Origin of the sequence: Actinoplanes philippinensis (assembly GCF_900113015.1) — a bacterium.
Lineage (GTDB): Bacteria > Actinomycetota > Actinomycetes > Mycobacteriales > Micromonosporaceae > Actinoplanes > Actinoplanes philippinensis.
On the sequence record NZ_FONV01000001.1, the window covers coordinates 1 to 22,922 of the forward strand.

23 protein-coding genes and 1 rRNA gene are annotated in these 22,922 nt (G+C 70.3%); 8 read left to right on the forward strand and 16 right to left on the reverse strand.

Annotated elements, in window-relative coordinates; all coding sequences use genetic code 11:
• Nucleotides 1-74: ribosomal RNA gene (locus BM290_RS00005) — 16S ribosomal RNA — on the reverse strand; the annotation flags it as partial.
• A gap of 554 nt (nucleotides 75-628) precedes the next feature.
• Here BM290_RS00005 and BM290_RS00010 point away from each other — a divergent pair.
• Entirely contained in the window at nucleotides 629-1,234 is a 606-nt protein-coding gene (locus tag BM290_RS00010; RefSeq protein WP_093608617.1) for a hypothetical protein, read from the forward strand.
• 28 nt (nucleotides 1,235-1,262) lie between these two features.
• Entirely contained in the window at nucleotides 1,263-2,069 is an 807-nt protein-coding gene (locus tag BM290_RS00015) for a 2'-5' RNA ligase family protein (protein WP_093608619.1), read from the forward strand.
• A 63-nt stretch (nucleotides 2,070-2,132) separates the two neighbouring features.
• Here BM290_RS00015 and BM290_RS00020 read toward each other — a convergent pair whose 3' ends face one another.
• From BM290_RS00020 to BM290_RS00050, 7 genes are all read right to left on the reverse strand, one after another.
• Entirely contained in the window at nucleotides 2,133-2,363 is a 231-nt protein-coding gene (locus BM290_RS00020) for a hypothetical protein (protein WP_093608621.1), read from the reverse strand.
• A gap of 301 nt (nucleotides 2,364-2,664) precedes the next feature.
• A complete protein-coding gene (locus BM290_RS00025) occupies nucleotides 2,665-4,023 on the reverse strand; it encodes an LLM class flavin-dependent oxidoreductase (RefSeq protein WP_093608623.1) in 1,359 nt (452 codons plus the stop codon).
• A complete protein-coding gene (locus tag BM290_RS00030) occupies nucleotides 4,023-4,919 on the reverse strand; it encodes a TauD/TfdA dioxygenase family protein (RefSeq protein WP_093608625.1) in 897 nt (298 codons plus the stop codon). Before BM290_RS00030 ends, BM290_RS00025 begins: the two co-directional genes overlap by 1 nt.
• A gap of 11 nt (nucleotides 4,920-4,930) precedes the next feature.
• Nucleotides 4,931-5,752, reverse strand: coding sequence for an ABC transporter permease (locus BM290_RS00035; protein ID WP_093608627.1), 822 nt, complete (start codon nucleotides 5,750-5,752; stop codon nucleotides 4,931-4,933).
• Nucleotides 5,745-6,545 carry an ABC transporter ATP-binding protein gene (locus BM290_RS00040; protein WP_093608629.1) on the reverse strand — a complete coding sequence of 267 codons (801 nt, stop codon included), beginning with the start codon at nucleotides 6,543-6,545 and terminating at the stop codon, nucleotides 5,745-5,747. The genes BM290_RS00035 and BM290_RS00040 overlap by 8 nt, the downstream gene beginning before the upstream one ends.
• The gene (locus tag BM290_RS00045) at nucleotides 6,542-7,564 is read right to left on the reverse strand and encodes an ABC transporter substrate-binding protein (RefSeq protein ID WP_093608631.1); all 1,023 of its coding nucleotides are present in this window, start codon (nucleotides 7,562-7,564) and stop codon (nucleotides 6,542-6,544) included. Before BM290_RS00045 ends, BM290_RS00040 begins: the two co-directional genes overlap by 4 nt.
• Before the next feature lie 258 nt (nucleotides 7,565-7,822).
• On the reverse strand, nucleotides 7,823-8,884 hold the full coding sequence (locus BM290_RS00050; RefSeq protein ID WP_093608633.1) for a sporulation protein: 1,062 nt from the start codon (nucleotides 8,882-8,884) through the stop codon (nucleotides 7,823-7,825).
• 240 nt (nucleotides 8,885-9,124) lie between these two features.
• Here BM290_RS00050 and BM290_RS00055 point away from each other — a divergent pair, with 240 nt between their 5' ends.
• The gene (locus BM290_RS00055; RefSeq protein WP_093608635.1) at nucleotides 9,125-9,583 is read left to right on the forward strand and encodes a hypothetical protein; all 459 of its coding nucleotides are present in this window, start codon (nucleotides 9,125-9,127) and stop codon (nucleotides 9,581-9,583) included.
• 3 nt (nucleotides 9,584-9,586) lie between these two features.
• Here the strand turns inward: BM290_RS00055 and BM290_RS00060 are convergent, their stop codons facing one another.
• A complete protein-coding gene (locus tag BM290_RS00060) occupies nucleotides 9,587-11,893 on the reverse strand; it encodes a PAS domain S-box protein (protein ID WP_093608637.1) in 2,307 nt (768 codons plus the stop codon).
• Nucleotides 11,894-11,970: 77 nt separating this feature from the next.
• Here BM290_RS00060 and BM290_RS00065 point away from each other — a divergent pair, with 77 nt between their 5' ends.
• Nucleotides 11,971-12,759: an SAM-dependent methyltransferase gene (locus tag BM290_RS00065; protein WP_239143355.1), complete on the forward strand. Its 789-nt coding sequence runs from the start codon at nucleotides 11,971-11,973 to the stop codon at nucleotides 12,757-12,759.
• A 446-nt stretch (nucleotides 12,760-13,205) separates the two neighbouring features.
• Nucleotides 13,206-13,442: a hypothetical protein gene (locus BM290_RS00075; protein ID WP_177319512.1), complete on the forward strand. Its 237-nt coding sequence runs from the start codon at nucleotides 13,206-13,208 to the stop codon at nucleotides 13,440-13,442.
• 22 nt (nucleotides 13,443-13,464) lie between these two features.
• Here BM290_RS00075 and BM290_RS00080 read toward each other — a convergent pair whose 3' ends face one another.
• Both BM290_RS00080 and BM290_RS00085 read right to left on the reverse strand, forming a co-directional pair.
• Nucleotides 13,465-14,241: a DUF6082 family protein gene (locus tag BM290_RS00080; RefSeq protein ID WP_093608645.1), complete on the reverse strand. Its 777-nt coding sequence runs from the start codon at nucleotides 14,239-14,241 to the stop codon at nucleotides 13,465-13,467.
• Between the two features lie 216 nt (nucleotides 14,242-14,457).
• Entirely contained in the window at nucleotides 14,458-15,012 is a 555-nt protein-coding gene (locus BM290_RS00085) for a hemerythrin domain-containing protein (protein WP_093608647.1), read from the reverse strand.
• A 122-nt stretch (nucleotides 15,013-15,134) separates the two neighbouring features.
• Between BM290_RS00085 and BM290_RS00090 the strand changes: the two genes are divergently transcribed.
• Nucleotides 15,135-15,449, forward strand: a complete 315-nt coding sequence (locus BM290_RS00090) for a DUF3817 domain-containing protein (RefSeq protein ID WP_093608649.1) — start codon at nucleotides 15,135-15,137, stop codon at nucleotides 15,447-15,449.
• Nucleotides 15,450-15,494: 45 nt separating this feature from the next.
• Here BM290_RS00090 and BM290_RS00095 read toward each other — a convergent pair whose 3' ends face one another.
• Genes BM290_RS00095 through BM290_RS00115 form a run of 5 tightly spaced genes read right to left on the reverse strand, consistent with a single transcriptional unit; the run spans nucleotide 15,495 to nucleotide 20,584 of the window.
• Nucleotides 15,495-16,469 carry a cyclase family protein gene (locus BM290_RS00095; RefSeq protein ID WP_093608651.1) on the reverse strand — a complete coding sequence of 325 codons (975 nt, stop codon included), beginning with the start codon at nucleotides 16,467-16,469 and terminating at the stop codon, nucleotides 15,495-15,497.
• Nucleotides 16,453-17,595, reverse strand: coding sequence for an alpha/beta hydrolase family protein (locus tag BM290_RS00100; protein WP_093608653.1), 1,143 nt, complete (start codon nucleotides 17,593-17,595; stop codon nucleotides 16,453-16,455). The genes BM290_RS00095 and BM290_RS00100 overlap by 17 nt, the downstream gene beginning before the upstream one ends.
• Nucleotides 17,596-18,516 carry a fumarylacetoacetate hydrolase family protein gene (locus tag BM290_RS00105; protein WP_093608655.1) on the reverse strand — a complete coding sequence of 307 codons (921 nt, stop codon included), beginning with the start codon at nucleotides 18,514-18,516 and terminating at the stop codon, nucleotides 17,596-17,598.
• Nucleotides 18,513-19,454, reverse strand: coding sequence for a VOC family protein (locus tag BM290_RS00110; RefSeq protein ID WP_093608657.1), 942 nt, complete (start codon nucleotides 19,452-19,454; stop codon nucleotides 18,513-18,515). Before BM290_RS00110 ends, BM290_RS00105 begins: the two co-directional genes overlap by 4 nt.
• A gap of 11 nt (nucleotides 19,455-19,465) precedes the next feature.
• Nucleotides 19,466-20,584, reverse strand: a complete 1,119-nt coding sequence (locus BM290_RS00115; RefSeq protein WP_093608659.1) for an FAD-dependent monooxygenase — start codon at nucleotides 20,582-20,584, stop codon at nucleotides 19,466-19,468.
• 112 nt (nucleotides 20,585-20,696) lie between these two features.
• Here BM290_RS00115 and BM290_RS00120 point away from each other — a divergent pair, with 112 nt between their 5' ends.
• Nucleotides 20,697-21,626, forward strand: coding sequence for a LysR family transcriptional regulator (locus tag BM290_RS00120; RefSeq protein WP_093608661.1), 930 nt, complete (start codon nucleotides 20,697-20,699; stop codon nucleotides 21,624-21,626).
• A gap of 104 nt (nucleotides 21,627-21,730) precedes the next feature.
• Nucleotides 21,731-22,912, forward strand: coding sequence for an MFS transporter (locus BM290_RS00125; RefSeq protein ID WP_093608663.1), 1,182 nt, complete (start codon nucleotides 21,731-21,733; stop codon nucleotides 22,910-22,912).
• Nucleotides 22,913-22,922 lie beyond the last annotated feature (10 nt).

The window sequence follows — 22,922 nt, forward strand, 5'->3', positions numbered from 1 at the left end:
CCTTTCCGCTCGACTTGCATGTGTTAAGCACGCCGCCAGCGTTCGTCCTGAGCCAGGATCAAACTCTCCAACAAAATCTTTGGAAAAGCGTCCCGGCAACAAAAAGTTGCCAAAGGAATCTCCAACCCATCCGTAGATAGGCCGGGGTATTGCCATAATTGGCACTGGCTTATCAAGCACCCTGTTGAGTTCTCAAAGAACAACCGCACACCATCAAAACGTTCCGCATTCCGCGGCCCGCCCTCCGGGGCACTCGCTCTACTCTACCCGCCGTTTCCGCCGTGTCAAATCCGCGTTTCGCAACCGAATTCACCACAACAAAAACACACCAAACCACGCGATCACCAAGACCGCTTGATCAATGCTTTGGGTTCCTCCAGGACGGCCGCGCCGGGCCCCTGAACCGGGTCCCGCTCGCTCGCCCGTCTCCCTGGCGGCTCGGTAAACATTACTCGTCCACCCCGGCAACTCCAAATCGGGGGGCCGCGACGGGCGTCACATCATCCTGTCGGGCTAAAACGCTCAGGTCAGCGGCGTTCTGCCCGACAAAGCCGGTCATTTCGTCACCGCTGCATCGGCCTGTGGACAGCGAGATGTGGGACGTGCGTGGAAGGCATATAACGAACGCATGCGCACTGACGAGCTCGCCGACCTGATCGCCGAGATACCCGGAACAGACGTCTCCGCGGTCCCCGGCATCGTCACGGTGCGGGTGCCCGCGATCGACGACACGGCACGGATCATGTTCCGGGACGTCCTCGACGCGTACGAGGTGATGGTCCCGACCGGGGCGCCCGCCGTGCAGGTCGACATCAAGCGCAGACGAGAGTCGCTGCCGCTGATCTTCACGGTCGACGACGTGGTCTTCGCCCCCACGTACGCCGACGATCTGGTCGACCCGGAGGACGAGCTGCTGGTGCCCGCGATGCCCGGCATGATCGCCTACTCGGAGATGCACCGGGACGTGCGTGCTCTCGGGAAGGCGATCGACGACCCGGCTGTCGAGCTCGACCCGGAGATGCTCGCCGCCACCCTCCTGGCGCACCGCTGCTTCATCGCCGGCGCGATGCGGGTCGGCCTGTGGCCGGTCCGGGTGGCCGCCTGGTGGGAGTACACGTCAGCCCGCGCGGCCGCCACGGTTCAGCTGGCCCGTTTCCGCCCCGACTCCCGCTGGGACGAGCTGATGGCCGACGTCACCGAAGCCCGCCGCCAGTCCGCCCCCGCCGAACTCTGATCAGCCGGACCATCCACGAGGACCGCCGATGAGACGCCACCTGACGATCCTGCTGACCGGCACGCCGGCCGCGCTCCTGGAGGACTGGCGGCGGGCCTGGGATCCGGTCATGGCCGCGGTCGTTCCAGCACACGTGACGCTGGTCTACCCCGAGGAAGCGCTCCTGAGACCGCCGGACACCCCGGGGCGGGGAGAGAAGCCCGCGGGGGTACGAATCCTGGACCCATCGAAGGTGGCGGACCTGATAGCGGAGACGGCGCCGTTCCGGCTGCGCCTGGGTGAGGTCATCACGCTGGATGAGAGGCACGGCGGCGTGTTCGTCGCGGTCCACGACGTCGACGGCACATGGGCACAGCTCCGACACCGGCTCCTCGGACCGGCCACCGAGGGGCCAGCCACCGCCGAAGGACCAGCCATCAACCAAGGGCCATCCACCGCCGAAGGGCCAGCCACCACCGCGGGACCGGCCACCAGCGGAAGGCAAGCGAACGCGGAAGGACCAGCCACCACCGAAGGAGCGGCCACCAGCGGAAGACCGGCCACGACAGAAGGGCCAGGTGTGACTTCCGGCTTCCCGCCGCACGCGACGATCCTGCATCCGCGCACGTCGAGCCGCGGCCCGGAGTGCTGGAAGGCGCATCGCGGCATGTCTCTGAACGGCGAGTTCACCGTCTCGGAGATCGTCCACACCACGACGACCGGGGAGGCGTTCGTCGTCGAGAGGCGGTTCCCCTTGGGGCAGCCGAGCCGTTCCCGCCTGCCGGACGAAGCGAAGGACGAGCCGGCGCCGACGCGGCCAGCGACGGGAGGACGACGCCGCCCAGGCCCCGGATGAGGCGGCCGGCGATCATGACGGGCAGGTCGGCGGTGAGAGGGCGCCGACGCTCATACGGTCAGGTCAGGGCACGAGGAGGATGCGGCGTTTGCCGTGGGTGCCGGCGAGCCGTCCGAGGACCGGCGCGCTGAGCGGGAAGGCGCTGAGCGGGAAGGCGGCGCCGGACGGCGTGGTGCCGCGTTCCCGCTGGAACACGCCGGCCGCCGGCACGACCGGCGACTGCGTCACCGAGTACGCGACAGTGGCGAGCCAGAAGCGTCCGAGCGCGGCCTGAGCGGCGCGTTCAAAGATCAAGACCTATCTCTTGTACGGCCACCGCCACCCCGGCCGCAACCACCCCGTCCCACCCTCCCCGCCTTCGTCACCGCCCCGTGGATCTGTCGCAGCTGCCCCGGCTGGGGTGGCCGGCGGCGGACGCGGTGGGGAGAGACACCCATGTCCCCCGGCCAAGCGGCGGACGTGATGGGGAGGGACGCCCACGTCCCCCGGCCAAGCGGCGGACGCGGTGGGGAGGAACGCCCACGTCCCCGGCCAAGCGGCGGACGCGGTGGGGACGGGCGTCCGCCGCCGGGCCCGGGGAGCGGGCGCGCTGCTGTTATCGGGTGAGCGCGCCCGTGCCGGTGGTGCGGGGTGCGGTGTTGCGGTTGGCGGGACGGGGCAGGCCGTAGTGTTCGCGCAGGGTGCGGCCGGTGTACTCGGTGCGGAAGCGGCCGCGGTCCTGCAGGATCGGGATCACCTGGTCGACGAAGGCCTCCAGTCCGGACGGGAGGACCGGGGCCATGATGTTGAAGCCGTCGGCGGCGCCGTTCTCGTACCACTGCTCGATCTTGTCGGCGACCTGGGCCGCCGTGCCGGTGAAGGTGAGATGGCCGCGGCCGCCGCCGAGGCGGGCGATCAGTGCGCGGACCGTGAGGTTCTCCCGGCGGGCGAGGTTGACGACCAGGGTGCGCCGGCTCTTGGCGCCCTCGATCTGCTCCTCCTCGGGCAGGTGCGCGGGTAGTGGCTCGTCCAGGGACAGCTCGGACGCGTCGATGCCGAGGAGGCCGGCGAGCTGGGTGAGCGCGTACTCGGGGCGGATGAGGCGTTCCAGTTCGGCTTCCAGGGCCTGGGCCTCGGCGACGGTGCGGCCGATGATCGGCACGATCCCGGGCAGGATCTTGATGTGGTCGGGGTCGCGGCCGTGTTCGGCGGCGCGACGTTTCAGGTCGTCGTAGAACTCCTGCGCGTCGGCCAGCGTCTGGTGTGCGGTGAAGACGGCTTCGGCGTACCGCGCGGCGAAGTTGCGGCCGTTCTCCGACGAGCCTGCCTGGACCAGCACCGGGTGTCCCTGCGCGGAGCGCGGGACGTTGAGCGCCCCGGCGACCGAGTAGTAGGTTCCCCGGTGCGCCGGCGGGTAGATCCTGGTGTCGTCGCCCCAGACGCCGGTCTCCTTGTCGGCGACGATCACGTCGTCGTCCCAGGAGTCCCAGAGTTTGAGCGACACGTCGACGAATTCGGCGGCCCGCTCGTAGCGCTCCCGGTGGGCGGGCAGGTGGTCGAGGTTGAAGTTGCGGGCCGCGTCGAGGCCGGCGGTGGTGACGATGTTCCAGCCGGCCCGGCCGCCGCTGATGATGTCGAGCGAGCCGAAGCGGCGGGCCAGGTTGTACGGCTCGTTGTAGGTGGTCGACGCGGTGGCGATCAGCCCGATGTGCCGGGTCGCCCCGGCAAGGGCGGTGAGCAGCAGGGTCGGTTCGAGGGCGCCGGACGGGCGGCGGCCGACCTGGTCCCAGAGGACCGGCCCGTCGGCCAGGAAGAGCGAGTCGAGTTTGCCGCGCTCGGCGATCCGGGCGAGGTTCTTGAAGTGTTCGACGCTCTGATCGGCGTACGGGTCGCTCTCCGGCAGCCGCCAGGACGCCTCGTGATGGCCGACGCTCATCAGGAACGCGTTGAGGTGGAGCCGGCCGGGACGGGTCATCACTGCACCTGCGGGGTGTAGTGGGTGGCCTCGTCGCCTTCGAGGATCCGGGACTTCTCGCCGTTCACACCGACCGGGACGTCGCCGGCGACGGTGACGCGGTGCAGCTTGCGGGGCAGGTCGCCGTAGTCGTCGGCGGCGTAGTGCTGGGTGGACCGGTTGTCCCAGACGACGATGTCGCCGACCTGCCACTTGTGACGCAGCGTGTTCTCCGGGCGGGTCACGTAGTGCTGCAGCAGCCGCAGGATGTCGCGGCCCTCGGTGCGCGACAGGCCGACGATCCCGGTGACGAAGTTGCCGATGAAGAGGTTGGGCACGCCCGAGTCGGGGTTGACGCGGACCACCGGGTGCGCGGTGCGGTAGCGGGTGGAGACGAAGACCTTCTGGTACTCGTCGACCTCGGCCGAGCGGAACTGCGGGTGCTCGGCGTAGTCGTACTCGTTGGAGTGCTCGGCCCACAGCCGGTCGGCCAGCAGCCGCAGGTGTTCGGGCAGGTCGGCGTAGGCGGCGGCGGTGTTGGAGAACAGGGTGTCGCCGCCGTACGGCGGGATGACGAGGCTACGGAGCGTGGTGGCCTTGGGCGGGGCGACCACGAACGTCACGTCGGTGTGCCAGGCGTTGGCGCGGGCGCCGGGGCCGCCGGCCACCTCGAGGACGTTGGCCTGGCCGTCGACGGACGGGACGGTCGGGTGGGCCAGGGTCAGCTCCCCGAAGAGCGAGGCGAACCGCTGGTGCTGCTCGTCGTCGAGATGCTGTCCGCGGAAGACCAGCACCTTGTGCTCGACCAGCGCGTCGTGGATGTCGGAGGCGTCGCCGGGCTCGATCGGGAGCTTGAGGTCGATGCCGGAGATATCGGCGCCGAGGCGGCCGCCGATGCGGGTGACGGTGATGCTCATGGGGATCCCTTTCAGTGGGTGGTGCGCCAGGTGGAGAACCGGCGCTCGGTGACGATGAGGAGCTGGTTCACCAGCAGGCCGATGGCGGAGATGGTGATGATCCCGGCGTACATGTCGGGGACCGCGAAGTTGTACTGCGCGTAGTTGATGAGGTAGCCGAGACCGGCCTTGGCGCCGACCATCTCGGCGGCGATCAGGATGAGGATCGAGGCGGCGCCGGCCAGCCGGATGCCGGTGAAGATGGTGGGCACGGCGGCCGGCAGGACGACCTTCTGGAAGAGCCGGATCGGTCCCAGGCCCAGCGATCGGGCCGATTTGATCAGGAGCGGATCGACGGTACGGACGCCGCTGACCGTGTTCAGCAGGATCGGCCAGGTGCAGCCGTACAGGATGATGGAGATCTTGGAGGTCTCGCCCAGGCCCAGGATCAGCACGAAGACCGGCAGGATGGCCAGGGCCGCGGTGTTGCGGAACAGTTCGAGCAGCGGGTTCAGCAGGTTGGCGACCGGGCTGTACCAGCCGATCAGCAGGCCCAGCGGGACCGCGATGAGGATGGCCAGGCCGAAGCCGGCGGCCGAGCGGACCAGGCTGGCCTCGGTGTGGCTCCACAGCTGGCCGGAGACGGCCAGATCCCACCAGGCGACGAGCACTTCGGAGAGCGGCGGCAGGAAGGTGGCGTCGACCAGTCCGAGGCGCGGGAAGATCTCCCACACGGCGGCGAGAAGACCGATGGCGAGGGTACGGGTGACGACCGCCCGGGCGACTCTGACCGCCCCGCGCGGGACCGGTTTCGGGCGGGCCACCGGCACGCTGCGGATGCTGATGCTAGACATTGACCTTCAGCTCCTCGTTGCGGGCGCGGTCGACCTCGTCGCGCAGCAGGGTCCAGATCTCGTGGCGGTACCTGGCGAACTCGGGGTCGGAGCGCAGGTCCTCGGTCGCCGAGCGGGCGTCGATCGGCACGTCCACGACCTGCTTGATCCGGCCGGGCCGGGAGGTCAGGACGGCGACCCGCCGGCCGAGGTAGACGGCCTCCTCGATGCCGTGGGTGATGAAGACGATGGTCTTGCCGGTCTTCTCCCAGATGCGCAGCAGTTCGTCCTGCAGGCCGTCGCGGGTCTGCGCGTCCAGGGCGGCGAACGGCTCGTCCATCAGCAGCACGTCCGGGTCGAAGGCGAGGCTGCGGGCGATGGCGACGCGCTGTTTCATGCCGCCGGACAGCTCGTGCGGGTAGCGGTCGTGGAAGCCGGCCAGGCCGACCAGGTCGAGGTGTTCACGGGCTCTGGCGGCGCGCTCGCGGCGGGTGACGCCCTTGGCTTCCAGGCCGAACTCGACGTTGCCCTGGGCGGTGCGCCACGGCAGCAGCGCGTACTGCTGGAAGACGATGCCGCGGTCCAGGCCGGGGCCGGTGACCGGCTTGCCGTCGACCAGGATCCGGCCGGTGGAGATCTCGCTGAGGCCGCCGAGCAGGTCGAGCAGTGTGGATTTGCCGCAGCCGCTGGGGCCGACGATGACCAGGAACTCGCCGGCACGGACCTCCAGGTTGATGTCCTGGAGCGCGGTCACCGTACGGCCGCGGGCGTCGAAGGTCTTGCCGACGTTCTCGAAGCGGATCTTGGCGGTCATGCGGCGCCGCCGGTGGCGTACGCGTTGTACTCGTTGCTGAAGATGTCGGTGGCCTTGATGTCCTTCTTCAGCTCACCGGCCCGGTCCAGCCACTCGATCCAGGTGGTGAACTCGCGCTCCTCGATGACGCCGCCCGTGCCGTTGACGCCGTAGCTCTTCCAGAACTGGGTCTGGCTGTCGTCCTCCTGGCGGCCGCGCTTGGCGATGATCTCCTTGAGCTTGGCGACGACCTGGTCGCGCGGGGTGGTGCGGGACCACTCGATGGCCTTGCCGACGCCGGAGACGAACGTCTTGACGGTGTCCGGGTTCTTCCTCAGGAAGTCGTCGCGGAAGATGTAGCTGCCCGCGGTGAACTTCCCGAGCAGGTCGTAGTCGGTGTAGAGGGCGTGGATGCCGCCCCGGTCGAGGGCCTTGTCGCGCAGCGTGCCGCCGAGGGCGGCGACGTCGATCTGCTCGGCGCGCAGCGACTGCTCGGTGTTGACCGGCGGGACCACGATCAGCTCGACCTGTTTGATCTCGTCGTCGGTGAGGCCCGCCTTGGCCAGGTAGGTCTTGGTGATCGCCTCGGAGTGGGCGCCGAGCGTGTTGACGCCGATCTTCTTGCCGATCAGGTCTCTGGCGGTCTTGATCGGGCTGTCGTCGAGGACGTAGAAGCCGTTGAAGGTGACGTCGTCGACGCCGTAGTAGCCGATGACCGCGGTGATCGGGGCGCCGGACGAGGCGAGCTTGACGATCGCGCCGTTGAAGGCGCCGCCGAAGTCGGTGTCGCCGGTGGTGGCGGCCTGGATGTCCTGCGGGCCGCTGATCGTGTTGCCGATCCAGTTGAGCTTGAGGTCGCCGAGGTAGCCGAGGTCGGCGGCCAGCTCGGGCAGTGTCACGGCGCCCACGCTGCCCTGGTAGCGCAGCTCCTTGACCTGGTCGCCCGCGGCGGGCTCGCCGGATCCACCGCAGGCGGCGAGGCCGGAGACGGCGAGGACACCGGCCAGGGCGGCGGCGAGAGCGGATCTGCGGGTTGTCATCGGAGGCTCCTTAGGGAGGGAGAGCGCATGTCATCGACCGGCGGGCCGCGGCGGCCGCCGGTGTTCACGAGGCAGGTTTCAGCGCGCCGGCAGAGCGCCGGCGGGGTCAGGGAAAGGGCTGTCAGCAACGTAAAGCGACGGCTCGCTCACGTCAGCCACTTTGTGACCCAGGCCACATACATTTCCCATAGAGTGAGTAGAGATTAGGAGACGAAAGAGGGGCGGGAGCAACCGCTCCCGCCCCTCCGACCAGGCTCTTTACTCGCCGAAGTCCTCGAAGGCGTCGCCGATCTCGTCGATCGCCTCACCGGCCAGGTAGCCGGCGGCGAGACCACCGGCGATGCCCATCGCCATGCCGCCCATGCCCGAGCCGTGGTGGCCGTGCTGACGGTAGTGGCCGTGATGGCCGTGCCCGCCGTGCCCGTAACCGGGCTGCGGGTGACCATAACCCGGCTGGGGGTGGCCGTAACCGGGCTGCGGATGCCCGTAACCCGGCTGCGGGTGGCCGTAACCGGGCTGCGGCTGACCGAAGCCCGGCATCGACTTGCGGCGGTCGACCGACTGGCGGACCCAGCCGTCGACGACCTGACGCCAGTCGGTGGTGTCGGCGTCGGCGTGCGACACCGTGTACCGCCCATACGTGTCGTGGCCCTGCGTGAACAGGCCGCCGCGCTTGTCGAACTCCAGCACCACCTCGACCTGGTGCGGGCTGGTCACGAAGGTCAGCTCGACCTCGTTGATCGCGTGAGCGTACTGCTGGGGCGGGAAATACTCGATCTCCTGGTAGAACGGCAGCGTCTGGTGGACGCCGTAGATCTGCCCATACTCCAGGTCGGCCGACTTGAACCGGAAGCCGAGCTGGGAGAACGCGTCGAGGATGCGCTGGTGGATCGGCAACGGGTGCACGTGCACCGCGTCCAGGTCGCCCTTGTCCACGGCCCGCGCGATCGCCAGCTCGGTCCGCACGCCCATCACCATGCCGCGCAGCGTCTGCCCGTAGACCGTGGTGATCGGCGTCTCCCACGGCATGTCGATGCGGAACGGGATGGACAGCTGCTGGCCGGTGTGCAGGCGCATCGGACCGGTGACCGGGACCCGCAGGAAGTCGGCGACCGTCGAGTAGTCGCTGCCGCCGCCCTCCACCTCCATCCGGGTGACCAGGCCGAGGGTGATGTGCTCGATGTCCGCGTCCTGCGTGCCGCCGACGAGGTTGACGTTGCCGGTCAGCGGAGCGCCCGGGTAGGTGCTCGGGTTCGACAGCACAGTGTCGACGCTCGGCCCACCGACTCCCAGGGCACCGAGCAACTTCTTGAAGACCACGATGTTCTCCCGCTTCGAATACGTGCCTGGTGAAACCTAGCAACGCCCGCTGTACGAACGCTGAGAAAGCGCTGGTCGGGTGCGCTTGTCGCCCCAGACGGTACGACCATCGTGCAAGGTCGTGGGGCAGGTCGGCGCTCCTGCCACGGTATTCCGCCGAACGGAGTGGCCGGGCGCTCCCCACACCGGAACGTCACGGGGTTTTCCGGGGGCCGCTCCCCGACATATTCTGCGCGGGCCATGGCCACCGTCGCGCCGCCGTATCGGCCCTCCTCACCGGGGTTCCCGCCGGTCGACTCGTCACGCCGTGACGACGGCTCGGCGATCGCGGTCACCCTGCGGCACGCTCCGCTGGCCGTCCTGCTGCGGCTCTACGCGCCGGTGCTGGAGATCGACGGGCAGGGTGTTCCGGCGTACTGGGGGCGGGTCGTGCAGTCGGTCGCCCTCGGCGAGCACCACGTGCACGTCCACGTGCCCTGCCTGCCGCGGTCCCGGCTCGGCGCCGCGGACACGACGGTGCTGGCGGTGCCCGGCCGGACCGTGGAGCTGGAGTACCGGGCGCCGATGCTGTCGTTCCTGCGCGGCGCTCTGGGCGTCCCCCCGCAGCGCTACCCGGGCGCCGTGGCCGCCGTCACGTTGCTGTTGCTCACCGCCACCCTGGCGATCTGCGGCTGCATCGGGTTGTTCGTCAAGGGCTGACCATCACGGCGGGGTACGGAGTTCGTCGTGCAGCGCCCGCATCAGTTCGGCGCTGGTGAACGGCTTCTCCAGCAGATGCACGTCGGCGGCGAGGGTGCCGTGTGTGGTGAGGACCGGCTGGGCGTACCCCGACATGAAGAGAACCCTGGTCCCCGGCCACCGGGACCGGATCGCCTCGGCCAGGTCCTTGCCCAGCATGTTTGGCATGATCACGTCGGTCAGCAGGACGTCGACGCTGTGCGTCGCGGCCAGGCGCAGCGCCTCGTCGCCGCCATCGGCGGCCAGCACCGTGTAGCCGCCCCGCCGCAGGATCCGGCAGGTCACCTCGCGCAGCGCGCTCTCGTCCTCGACCACCAGCACCGTCGCGCCGTGCCCGGCCAGCCCGGCCACCGTGTCGTCGACCGTCTCCGAACGGGCCTCGACGTCGGTGGCCGGCAGCAGGATCGTGAACGTGGTGCCGATGCCCGGCTCGGAGTAGATCTGCACGGTCCCGCCGGCCTGGGTGACGATGCCGTAGACGGTGGCCAGGCCCAGCCCGGTGCCCTGCCCGCTCGGCTTGGTGGTGAAGAACGGCTCGAACGCCTTGTCGATCACCTCCTTCGGCATGCCGGCGCCGGTGTCGGAGACGCGCAGCCGCACATACCGGCCGGTGGGCAGCCCGGCCCGGGCCGCGGCGTGCTCGACGTCCACGTCGACCAGGGCGGTGTCGATGGTCAGCCGGCCGCCGGTCGGCATCGCGTCGCGGGCGTTCACGGCCAGGTTGACCAGCACCTGCTCCAGCTGGCCGGGATCGGCCATCACCGACGGCAGGCCGGCCGTCGTCCGCACGGTCAGGGCGATGTGCTCGCCCAGCGACCGCTCCAGCATCTGGTGCACCTCGGTGACCACGGTGTTCAGGTTGAGCGGGCGGGGGCGGATCACCTCCCGGCGGGCAAAGGCCAGCAGCTGGTGGGTGAGGTCGCTGCCCCGGCGGGCGGCCCGGGCGATCTGCTCGGCGTCGACGGCCGGCGGCGTGCCGGCCGCGTCCTCGACGATGAACGACGCGTAGTTGAGGATCACCGCGAGCAGGTTGTTGAAGTCGTGCGCGATGCCGCCGGCCAGCTGGCCCAGGCTCTCCAGCCGCTGCGCCTGCTGCATGCGCGCCTCCAGGCGCTGCCGGTCGGCCTCCTCCCGCAGCCGGCGGCGCTCCTCCTCGGCGGCCAGCCGGTCCGAGACGTCCCGGACCACCGCGACGATCACCACGCCGCTGTCGGTGTGCAGGGCGCTGCACGCGATGTCGACCGGGATCTCCACCCCGCCGCGCCGGGCGGCCCGCCGGGTGGCCCAGCGCTGATCGGGCTCCTCCGCGGAACGCTCGGTGTCCAGCGGAGTGCTGTCGCCGCCGGTGCGCAACACCGCCGACACCGCCGGCAGCCCGTCCGGCAGCAGCAATTTCACCGGCATGTGCAGCAGGTCGTAACGGGGATGGCCGAACAACCGCTCCGCCTCGGCGTTGACCAGCACCACGTCACCGCCCTCGGTGACACCGAGCACCGCGTCCGGCGCGGCGTCGAGGATCGCCTGCACCCGCGCCTCGGCCCGCTCCCGGTCGCTGATGTCGCGGCAGATGCTCGTCGTACCGATGATCAGGCCCCGCTCGTCGAGCAGCGGCGACACCAGGGCGGAGACGGCTATCGTGGCGCCCTCGGCGGTGAGCCGGACGCTGCGGTAACGGTCCACCCGGCCGCCGAGGCGGACCAGCAGCCGGACCTGCTCCTCGTCGGAGCGCCGGTCGTCGGGGACGATCTCGTCGACGTGCCGGCCGATCATGTCGGCGGCGGAGTGGCCGTACAGCGCCTCGGCCCCCGGGTTCCACGACAGCACCCGGCCGTCCAGGTCGGTGGTGACGATCGCGTCGTGCGACGACTGCACGATCGAGGCGAGCAGCGAGCGGGTGCGGGCGGCCTCACGCTGCACCGTGTCGTCGCGGAGCACCGCGGTCACGTAGGTCTCCCCGTCCGGCGCGGCCACCGCGGACAGCGAGATCTCGACGGGGAAGACGCTGCCGTCCCGGCGCAGGCCGCGCAGCGGCATCCGCCGCAGAGGCTGATGAGCACCGGAGAGGTACGCCAGACGGTGCCGCGGATGCCGGACGCGCGCCTCCTCCGGCACCAGGTCGTCGACGGAACGCCCGACCAGGCGCTCCGCGCTCCACCCGAACATGTCGTGGGCGCGGCGGTTGGCCATGGTGATCGTGCCGTCCGAGCGGCTCACGATGATCGCGTCCGGGGCGGCATCGAGCAGGAGCCCCGGGATGCCGGTTGACTCCACCGATGCCTCCCACCCCAAAGGTACTTCGATACCGATATTTCGGTATGAGCTTGCCATTTTAGGGAAAAGTTGGCCTGGTGAGTACCGTACCGCTGCCTATCGATCCGAATCGTCCCAGCGCCGCCCGCATCTACGACGCCCTGCTGGGCGGGAATCACAACTTCGCCGCCGACCGGGCCGTCGCCGCCCGCGCCGCCGAGATCCTCCCCGAGATCCCGCAGATCGCCCGCGCCAACCGGGACTTCCTGCGACGGGCCGTCCGGTACGCGGCCGGCCGGGGCATCCGCCAGTTCCTCGACCTCGGCTCCGGCATCCCCACCGAGAACAACGTGCACGAGGTGGCGCGCGCGGCAGCCCCCGGCGCCCGCGTCGTCTACGTCGACCGGGACCCCAGCGCGGTCCTCTACTCCCGGCACGTGCTCGGCGACGACGAGCAGACCGCCGTCATCGAGAGCGACCTGCGCGACCCGGCCGCCGTGCTCGCCACCTCACCGGCCCGCGACCTGCTCGATCTCAACCGGCCGATCGGCATCCTGATGGTCGCGGTGCTGCACTTCCTGCCGGACGGGCCGGACCTCGACGCGGCGCTCGACGGATACCTCGAAGCCGCGGCGCCGGGCAGCCTGCTGGCGATCTCCCACGCCATACCGAGCAGCGACCCCGAGCCGACCGACCGGCTCGCCGAGCTCTACAGCCGCACCGGCACCCCGCTGGTGGTACGCGACGCCGACCGGGTGGCCCGGCTCTTCGACGGCTGGACCCTCGTCGAGCCCGGCCTGGTCCCCGGCCCGCAGTGGCGGCCCGACGACGGCCCGGTCACCGGCGCGGAACGATTCCTGACCCTGGCCGGCGTCGGCGAGAGATAGCGATCCCGGCATCGGCCGGCCGGTCGTAGCCGTCACAGCTGTCCTCCGGCTCCACCTCGAGCAGATCGAACAGATCCGGCCCGGAATGCCCGGTGTCGACCGTGCCGCCGATCAGCCCCAGCAGGGCGGCGCAGTTGCGCCCATAACCCTGCACCATCCGGTCCACCCGCGTGGGGTGCCCACAGCGGCGGCACGGGCGCATCCGCTCCGGTATCGACGCCTGCCCCATCCCCCGATTATCCGGCGTACGCCGGGACGCGGCACGCCATCCACGCCCGCCCACGGGAGGCGGTCGTCACCCTTCCCCGGGTGTGTTGGTAGGTTTGTCGACCCGTGCTCCTCGACGACATTAATACGACATCACGCCTTTAACGGCTATGGCATCTTTTTGTCGTTTACGGTATTGCGAGGGGGTATGACCCTCCGGTACGAGCTCGGGAGCAAGAGTGGAAATCGTCCGTCGTCTGGGCACCTCGCCACGGGAACGCGGCAGCATGTCGAACGCGACCTGCCCGGACATCTTCGAGTTGAGCGACGGCGACTTCGCCGTCATCGGCACCGACATGACGGACGAGTTGCGGGGCCTGCTGCCCTCGGACGCCGGCGTCGCGGACTACGAGCGCATCGTGAAGGTGTCCCGGGCGACCCTCGTCGCCGCCAAGGGGGACATCCCGGCCGCCTGAAACAGCGAGGCGGGGCCGCCGATCACGCGGCCTCCGCTTCCTTCCTGTCGTCCACCACGGACACCGGACGCAACGGCCCGGACTCGGGCGGCACCCGCCCATTGCGACGTTCGCTGCTCGCGACCGCCTCGTAGTCGCGCCACAGCCGGTCGACCTTCCGCGCGAGCCGGATCTCGTCGCTGTCCTGCGGCAACCCGGAACGGGCATATTCGGTCAGCCGCCAGTACTCCCGCATGATCGGGCTGGTGAACAGATACCGCATCGTCTCCAGCATCTCCTGCTGGCTGTCGTCCTTGACCATGAGGCCGATTCGCTGCAGCTGGTAGATGAGGTTCGCGTAAAGCAGCTGCCGGTTTCGTTCGGGCGTCACATCCGGTCCGAACTCCGGCCAGACCTCGGCCAGCGAGGGATCGTCGATGGCCATTTTGAGAATCCGGAAGTGAAGCAGGCCGACATGAGCCTCGGCGGTTCGTTGCAATTCCGAGCCCTGCTGCACGTGCAGACGCCTTTGCCGCTCGAGCTCGCGGCGTTGCTCACGCATCTCCTGGAACTGCGTCCGCGCCGTGCCGACCAGAACCACCAGCGCGAGCCCGCTGATGATCGAGCTCAGGACGCCGAAGGTCTGGCCGACGTTGCTCCACATGGCCCAGTCCGCCGCATTCCCCTGACGCCCCAGCAGGACCGCCATCCCCACCCCGGTGGCAAGCGTCAGAGCGGTGCCGACAAGGGCCGCGAACATCCACCAGAACACACGGCTCATGGTGATCCAGGATTCGGGCGCCTCCATGTCGTCCTTCATGACCGGACCACCTTTCGCACCCACCCGCGCGGCCTTTTGTCAACATAGTGACAGGGCGCCGCCGAACTCTGCCACGTTCGGCCGATGAATGAATTTCGGTGAGTGATTGCGAAAGACCGGAGCCTGCACTATGGCATTCCGACAACACGCCGACCGCCATATGGCTGATCAATTCCTCGTGAGGGCGGGACGGGCATCGCCGCCCCGCCCGCCCGGTCAGGAATCGCCTACTGCTTCGGCCAGTTCCTGCTTGTTCATCCGGGAGCGGCCGGGGATCTCCTGTTCCCTGGCCTTCTCGTACAGCTCCCGCCGGGTGGCCTCGTGGTCGCCCTCGGACGGCAGGGCGGCGCCGGTGGTGGCCTCGATGAAGCGGCGGCCCATCTCCTCGCGCTCGGCGTCGTCGAGGCGCTCGGCGAGGATCGGGAGGAGGTCCTCCTCCTCTTCCTGGACGTGGTGGCGCAGCTCGCCGGCGATCGCCGCGACGGTGCCGTCGAAGCCGGGGTCGTCACTGCTGCCGCGGAGCAGGTTCTGCAGCATCTCCTCGACCTGGTGGTGCTCAACGGCGCCGTCCTTGACCTCCTCGCCGGCCTCGGCGGCCAGGTCGCGGATGGCCGGGTAGACGAACGACTCCTCGGCCTCGGAGTGGGGCAGCAGCAGCCGCGCCACCTCCTGCATGAGGGCCGCGCTGTCGCCGTCGCCCTTCTCGGCGCGGGTCAGCAGGTCCTCGACCTGAGCGTGCTGCTCCTTGATGATCTCCACAATGTCCGGCACGGCTCCCCCTTGATCTCTCTCGAACAAGGGCCGTAATACCCGAAAACGGACGGGTCATCCCTCAGGAAACGCACATCTTCCCGGTCGTACGCTGCGGGAAGCCATGTGAGGGGAGTGTCAGGGTGCAACCGTTCCGGTTCTTCCGGATCACCGCGATCGCCGAGGCGTTCTCGTGGACCGGCCTGCTCGTCGGCATGTTCCTGAAACACGTCACGGAGACCACCGAGGCCGGGGTGAAGCTGTTCGGCCCGGTGCACGGGACGCTGTTCGTGATCTACCTGGTCGCGACGCTGTGGGTGGCGCGGGCCGAGCGCTGGTCGCCATGGCGGGTGCTGTTCGGGCTGGGCGCGTCGATCCCACCGCTCACCACTCTGATCTTCGAGCGCTGGGTGGCCAAGCGCCGCCCGGCGGCGGAGCCGGTGGCCGCCACCGCCTGAGCTCCGCCGGCGGTGGGGGCGTGTCACCCGACGCGCCCCCACACGTCACTTCACCGCTATCGGGTTCACCGGGGAGCCGACCGCGCCGGTGATCGGCAGCGGGGCCGCCGTCAGCCAGAACTCGTAGACGCCGTCCTCGGCGCAGTCCGCGGCCAGGGCGTCGAGGTCCCACATCTCGCCCAGGAAGAGGCCGATGTGCGGGATCGCCACCTGGTGCAGCGGCTGAAACGCGTCGTCGAACTCGTTGGGCCGCACCTCGAAGCCCCAGGTGTCGGTGGCGATCGCGGCGATCTCGGTCCGGTGCAGCCAGTCGGCGGTGCTGAACGACAGGCCGGGGGCGGGCCCACCGGCGTAGTCGCCCCAGCCGTCGCGGCGGGCGCGGGCCAGCTGCCCGGTGCGTACCAGGACGATGTCGCCCCGGCCTATCGTCACGCCCTGGCGTTCCGCGGCCGACGTCAGGTCGCCGGCCGTGATGGCGTAGCCGTCCGGCAGGTCACCGAAGTCGAGCAGCACCCCTCGGCCGGCGATCACGTCGGCGACCGTCTCGATGCCGGTGAACCCGTCGCCGAGGCTGGTCACCACGTCGGCGGCGCGGCGGCCGTTCCAGGCGTGGCCGTGATCGAAGATGTGGCCGAGCCCGTCCCACTGGGTGGAGCACTGCAGCGGCATGGCGATCACGTCGTCGGCGCCGCCGATGCCGTGCGGGAAGCCCTGCACGCCGGCGGCCGCGTCGGTGCCGGTGTCGAGCATGGTGTGCACCGGGTTGGTGCGGCGCCGCCAGCCCTTCTGCGGGCCGTTCGCGTCGAACGACTGGGACAGCGAGAACGACACCCCGCGGCGCACCAGCGATGCGCCCTGCCGGCGCTTCTCCGGGGTCAGGAAGTTCATCGTGCCGCGTACGTCGTCAGGGCCCCACCGCCCCCAGTTGGAGCAGCGGTGCGCGGCCGCGGCGATGGCGCCTTCCGGGTCGGTCCTGGAGAACGACGAGGGGCCGATCCCGGAGTCAGTCCTGGAGGACATCGAGGATCCAATCGGCGATGTACGTCTGCACGTGCGCGAAGTGGTCGAGCCCGATGTGCTCGGCGCCGCCCTCGGCCGGGGTGAAGATCCGCAGCTCGCGCCGGGGCGAGTTGACCGCCTGGCGGTAGGAGCGATGCGCGTACTCCAGTGGGATCTGCCTGTCGTTCTCGCCGTGGCAGATCAGGAACGGCACGGTGATCCGCTCGACGACCCCGTCGAGGTTGACCGCCTCGGCCTTCTTGATGAACGTGTCGAGGTCGTTCTCGCCCCACACCCAGAGCACGTGGTCCCAGTAGTGCGGGACCGGGTTCTCGCCCTCGCGGTCCAGGCGGCGTTTCTGCACGGCGCCCCAGTCGTGGTTCGCTCCCCAGGCGACGCAGAGGGCGAGCCGCTTCTCGAAGGCGGCCGCCCGGGGGGCGTAGTAGCCGCCCAGCGACCAGCCGACCAGCCCGATCCGCGCGGGCACCACGTCGTCGCGGGTGAGCAGGTAGTCGACGCAGGCCGCGGCCCAGTCCTCGGTCTCGACGCGGGAGGTCAGCCCGAGGAAGCGCAGCGCCTCGCCGCTGCCGGGGCAGTCGACCATCAGCGTGTTGATGCCCCGGGCGGCCAGCTCGTGCGCGAAACCCGACGCGTACATGTGCTCCTTGGTCGAGTCGAGCCCGTTCCAGAGGATGATCGTCGGCGCCGGCGCGTCCGTGGCCTTCGTGAAGTACGCCGGGAGCAGGGCGCCCTCGAACGGGATCGCGACGCGGGTGGTGTTCGGGTCGATCAGGTCGAACACCTTCTGCTGCAGGTCGAGGAGCCGCTGGTAGAACGCCTTGCGGCCGGGCGAGGTGGCGCTCTGCATCCGCTCGGCCTGGGCCAGGTAGTTGGTGGCCCGCCGATACTTCTGCCCGGCGGTACGGGTGTGCCCGGCGGCCTCGTCGGCGGCGGCCTGCGCTGCCAGGTCCTCGGCGACGGCGGCCCAGGAGGCCATGAACTCCTTGGTGCCCACGTCGGAGCCCTGCGCGGCGAGCTCCCTGATCGGGCGGCACGCGCGGTCCACCTCGTCGATCAGGCCGCCGCTGTTCAGGGTGGCGACGACGCCCAGGTTCCAGACGTAGTTGCCCGGGAAGTACTCGAACATTCAGTGCTGCCTTTCTGCGCGGGCCCGAGCCGGGTCACGGCGGCGTGCCGGCGGAAGCGATGCGGTCTCGGCTGCGGAGACGACGCGATTTCTGAGGTGGCCGAGACCTTCGACGGTCAGCGTCACCACGTCGCCGTCGCGCAGCGGTGGCGGATCCTGCCGGCCGTTGCGGCCCCACAGCTCGGCCAGGCAGCCGCCGTTGCCGACGGTTCCGGAGCCGAGCACGTCACCGGGCACGACCCGGCTGTCCCGGGCGGCCTGGGCGATCATGGTCTCGAAGGTCCAGCCCATGTTGCTGAGCAGGTCACGGCCGACCTCGACGCCGTTCACCGTGACGTCGCACCACAGGTCCAGGAAGCCGTCGCCGTCCCGGTGGGCGGCCAGCTCGTCGGCGGTGACGATCCACGGGCCGAGACTGCTCGCGAAGTCCTTGCCCTTGGCCGGGCCCAGGTTCACCTGCATCTCGCGTTTCTGCAGGTCACGGGCCGACCAATCGTTGAGGATCGTGTAGCCGAAGATGCTGTTGCCCGGCCCGGCGATCGCGGCGACCTCCAGCTCGAAGTCGCGGTTCACCGACCGGGCCGGGAACGGGACGTCGTCGTCCGGCCCGTAGATCCGGTGCGGGTTGGTGAAGTAGAAGGCCGGCGCGTCGTACCACGCCTCGGGCACTCCCCCGGAGCCGTCGATGCTGCGCCGGACGCCCTCGACGTGCTCCTCGAAGGCGACGAAGTCGCGCAGCGTCGCCGGTTGCAGCGGCGCCAGCAGACGCACGGCGGCCATGTCGACCGGATCGGTGGTCTCCACGGGAGAACCGGAGATGATCTCCAGCATGGTGGGATCGCCGCGGAACGGCAGCACCCGGTCTCCGTCGATCCGTCCCGTCCGGTTCCGGCCCTCGTGCCGGAAGGTCGCCAGTCTCATACCGGCGGGGCGACGAAGATGCCGCGGTCGACGTCGTTGAACGACTGCCTGGCGACGAACTCGTTCATCGGGTTCGCGGTCCCCCACTGGTCGCTGACGGCCGGGTCGGAGAAGTCGTAGAGGTGCGGGTGCCAGGTGTCCTCGTCGAGTTCCTCCAGCTCGGTGGTGTACTCGATGGTGTTGCCGTGCGGGTCGAGGAAGTAGGAGAACGTGTTGTTCCCGGCCATGTGCCGCCCCGGCCCCCACACCTTCTCGACGCCGCCGCGCAGCAGCCGGCCGGTGCCGCGCATGTACTCGTCGATGCCGCGCATCTCGAACGACGCGTGGTGCAGGGCGACGTGCGGGCCGCGGGCGACGGCGAGACTGTGGTGCCAGCGGTTGGTCCGCAAGAACCACATCATCGAGCCCATCCGCGGGTGCATCAGGGTGTCCGAGAGGGCGAAGCCGAGGTGCCGGTCGTAGAAGGCGACGGTCGCCTCCGGGTTCGGCGAGTTGATCACCACGTGCGAGAGCTTGACCGGGACGGACTCGCCCTCCGCCAGCTTGCGGTGCCGGCGGACGGCCACGTCGGAGGAGACCTCGACGGTACGGCCGTCGTTGTCGAAGAAGCGGAAGCCGTACCCCCCGCCCGGGGTCTGGATCCTGCCCGGCTCGTTGATCAGCCGCACGCCGGCCCGGCCGAGACGTTCGGCGAGCGCGTCGACGTCGGCCTGGTTCGCGGCGCCGAAGGCGATCAGGTCGAGCCGCTTCTCGGCGGCCTTGCGCAGCCGCACCGAGTACTGCTCGGGCGACCCGGCCGCGGCCAGGAAGGCGATGCCCTCGTCGGTGGTCTCGGCGTCCAGGCCCCACATGGTCGTGTAGAAATCGAGCTGCCGGTCGTAGTCCGGCACGGCCAGGTCGACGTGGCGCAGGTGGGTGATGAGGCGTTCGTCGGTCATCGGGGTTCCTTTCAGGCCGGCGTGGCGACGAGGTCGGCGACGCGGGCCATCAGTCCGGGGACGTCGCCGCGCTCGCGGGCGAGCAGCCAGCGGGTCATTTGCAGGGAGGCCTCGACGACCGTCCTGGCGCGGTCGAGGCGGCGGGCGGTGAACTCCTGCCACAGCCCGTCGGTGAGCGTGTCGTCGCGCAGCAGCAGCTCGGCGAGCACCGACGCGTCCTCGAGGGCCTGCGCGGCGCCCTGGGCGAGGGTGGGCGGGCAGCTGTGCGCGGCGTCGCCGATCAGGACCACGCCGCCGCGGTTCCAGGGGCCGTCGATGACGTGGCTCTCGAAGGCGGTGTAGTTGACGCGGGCCGGGTCGGTCAGGTTCTCCCGGATCTCGTCCCACGGCCCGTGGTACGCGCCGGCCAGCTCCCGCATCGTGGCGAGGGCTTCCTCCGGGGTCAGGCCGGACCGGTCCCGCACGTCCTCGACCAGGTACGCGTAGAGCGTGTCCGCCCCGGTCGGGCAGTAGCCGGCGATGTAGGCGGGCCCGCCGTAGACCAGGTCGGTCCGGGTCACGCTCGCCGGCCGTCCGGTGAACGCGCGCCAGATGCCCATGCCGACCGGCTGCGGCTCGACGTCGATGCCGAGCTGCCGCCGGGTCCAGGAGCGCAGCCCGTCCGCGCCGATCACCAGGTCGTAGGCGCCGGCCGTGCCGTCGCTGAACGTGACCGCGGTGCCGTCCAGGGAGGTGGGTCGCACGCCGAAACGGATCGCCACCCCGGCCGACGAGGCACGGTCGACCAGGATCCTGGCGAGCGTGGGCCGGTACATGCCGAGGGTGACGGGCAGATCCTCGCCGCCGGTGCGGACCCCGGTGAACTCGGCGATCAGGGTGCCGGCCGGGTCCGGGGCGCGCATGCCGAGCATGTCGAAGGCATATCCCTCGGCGGCCGCGCGCTCCCAGACACCGAGTCCGCGCAGCACGCGCAACGCGTTGCCCTGCAGGGTGATGCCCGAGCCGGCGGCGGCCACATCGGGTTGGACATCGACCAGGTCGACCGTGACGCCGCCATCAGCGAGCAGGATGGCCACGGCGGCCCCCGCCGCACCGCCACCGATGACCAGAACATTACGAACTGCCGGCACGGCGGTTTCCCTTCTGTTACCCCTGTGACTGGGACCACTGTCCGGTGGCCATGGGTCATCAGGGAAGCTCAAGTTGGTGATCGCGGCCATAGGCGAGACTTATAGTGACCGGGTGGCCGTCGACCGGATATTGGCTAACCTCGATCTCAACCTGCTCGTCACTCTCGACGCTCTGCTCCGGGAGCGCAACGTGACCCGGACCGCGGAACGGCTCGGGGTCAGCCAGCCGGCGGTCAGCGGCGCGCTCGGGCGGCTGCGGCGGCACTTCGGTGATCAGCTGCTGGTCCGGGTCGGCAACCGGTACGACCTGACCCCGCTCGCCACCCGGGTCGCCGCCCTCACCGGGCCGGCGCTGGCCGGGGTGCGCCGGGTCTTCGACGCGACCGCCGAGTTCGACCCGTCCGGGCTGGACCGGGAGTTCACCGTCGTCAGCTCCGACTACGCGGCGACGATCCTCGGGCCGTTGATCGCCCGGCGGTTCGCGGCGCAGGCCCCGGGCGCCCGGCTGCGGCTGCAGCAGACCACGCCGTACGCGGTGGACCACGCCGCCGACACACTGCGCAGCGCCGACGGGCTGATCATCCCGCACGGGTTCGTCACCGGACTGCCCTATCTGGACCTCTACACCGACCGCTGGGTGTGCGTGGTGTCCGGCGACCATCCGGACGTCGGTGACGCGCTCACCCTGGACCTGCTGGGCGAACTGCCGTGGGTGGTGATCTTCGACCGGCCGACCGCGTTCGCCCCGGCCGCCCGGCAGCTGCGGATGCTCGGCATCGAGGCGCGGATCGAGGTGGTCGTCGACGGGTTCGCGCAGATGCCGTTCCTGGTCGCCGGCACCCGGCGGGTCGCGCTGCTGCAGGAGCGCCTGGCCCGGCTGGTCGGCCCGGTCGCCGGGACCCGGATGCTGGACTGCCCGTTCGAGGTGGTCCCGGTGGCCGAGGCGTTCTGGTGGAACCCGATCCACCGCAACGACCCGGCACACATGTGGTTGCGCGACGTCCTGCTGGAGGCCGCCGCGGAGCTGCGCCCATCAGCCTGAGTTATGGGGACCATCAGCGGATCCGTCTTCCGCTGATGGCGGGCGCCCGCCGATAGTCAGGTCCACCGCGCGTGACCTGGACCACTCTCGATGAAGGGCCTTCCATGCCCGCTGTTCTCCAGCGCCGAGCCGGACTCCCGCAACTCGTCCTATTGCTCGCCGGCAGCTGCCTGTCCGTCCTCGGCGCCGTCCTCATCGCGCCCGTGCTGCCGCAGATGACCGCCCACTTCGCCGGCACGCCCGGCGCCGACGTGCTGGTGCCGATCGTCCTCACCGTCCCGGCCCTGATCATCGGCCTGACCGCGCCGTTCGCCGGGTTCATCGCCGACCGGATCGACCGCAAACGGGTGCTGATCCTCGCGATGGCCGGCTACACGATCTTCGGGACCGCGCCGCTCTACCTGGACACCCTCGGCGCGATCATCGGCAGCCGGGTCCTCGTCGGACTCTGCGAGGCCGCGATCATGACATGCTGCACGACGCTGATCGCCGACTACTGGTCCGGGCCGCGGCGCAGCCGGTACCTCGGGTTGCAGACGTTGCTCGCGTCGGTGTCGGCCACGGTGTTCCTCGCCGCCGGCGGGGCGCTCGGCTCGTCCGGCTGGCGCACGCCGTTCTGGCTCTACCTCGCGGCGGCGCTGCTGGCCGTACCCATGGCGCTGTTGATCTGGCAGCCCCCGGCCACGGCGAACCGTGAGCTGCCGCCGGCCCCCTGGCGTCAGCTACGGGTTCCGTGCCTGGTGACGTTGGCCGGCGGCATCGTCTTCTACGCCCTGATCGTCGAGCTGTCGTTCGTCCTCGACGAGGCCGGCGTCACCGCCACCGCCACGATCGGCGCGCTCAGCGCCCTGATGTCGCTGGCGACCGCGCTCGCCGCCGGCTCGTTCGCCAAGCTCTCCGGCCGCACCCCGCGGCAGCTCGTGCCGGTCGCGTTCGGGCTGTCCGCCGCCGGCCTGCTGGTCATCTGGTCGAGCGGCGCGGTCCCGGTGATCACCGTGGGCGCGGTCCTCACCGGCGCCGGCACCGGCCTGCTGCTCCCGGTCCTGGTGACGTGGGCCACCAACGGCCTGTCCTTCGCCGAACGCGGCCGCGGCACCGGCCTCTGGACCGGCACCCTCTTCGTCGGCGAGTTCCTCTCGCCGATCCTGATCACCGCGCTGGCCGGCGCCTTCGGCGGCCTCCGCCCGGCACTCGGCGTCCTCGGCATCCTCACCGCGATCCTCGCGGCGGCATCGCTCGCGATCATCCCGCGCACTGCGGGCCCGCTCGACGTCACCCACGATTGAGGACCCTTTT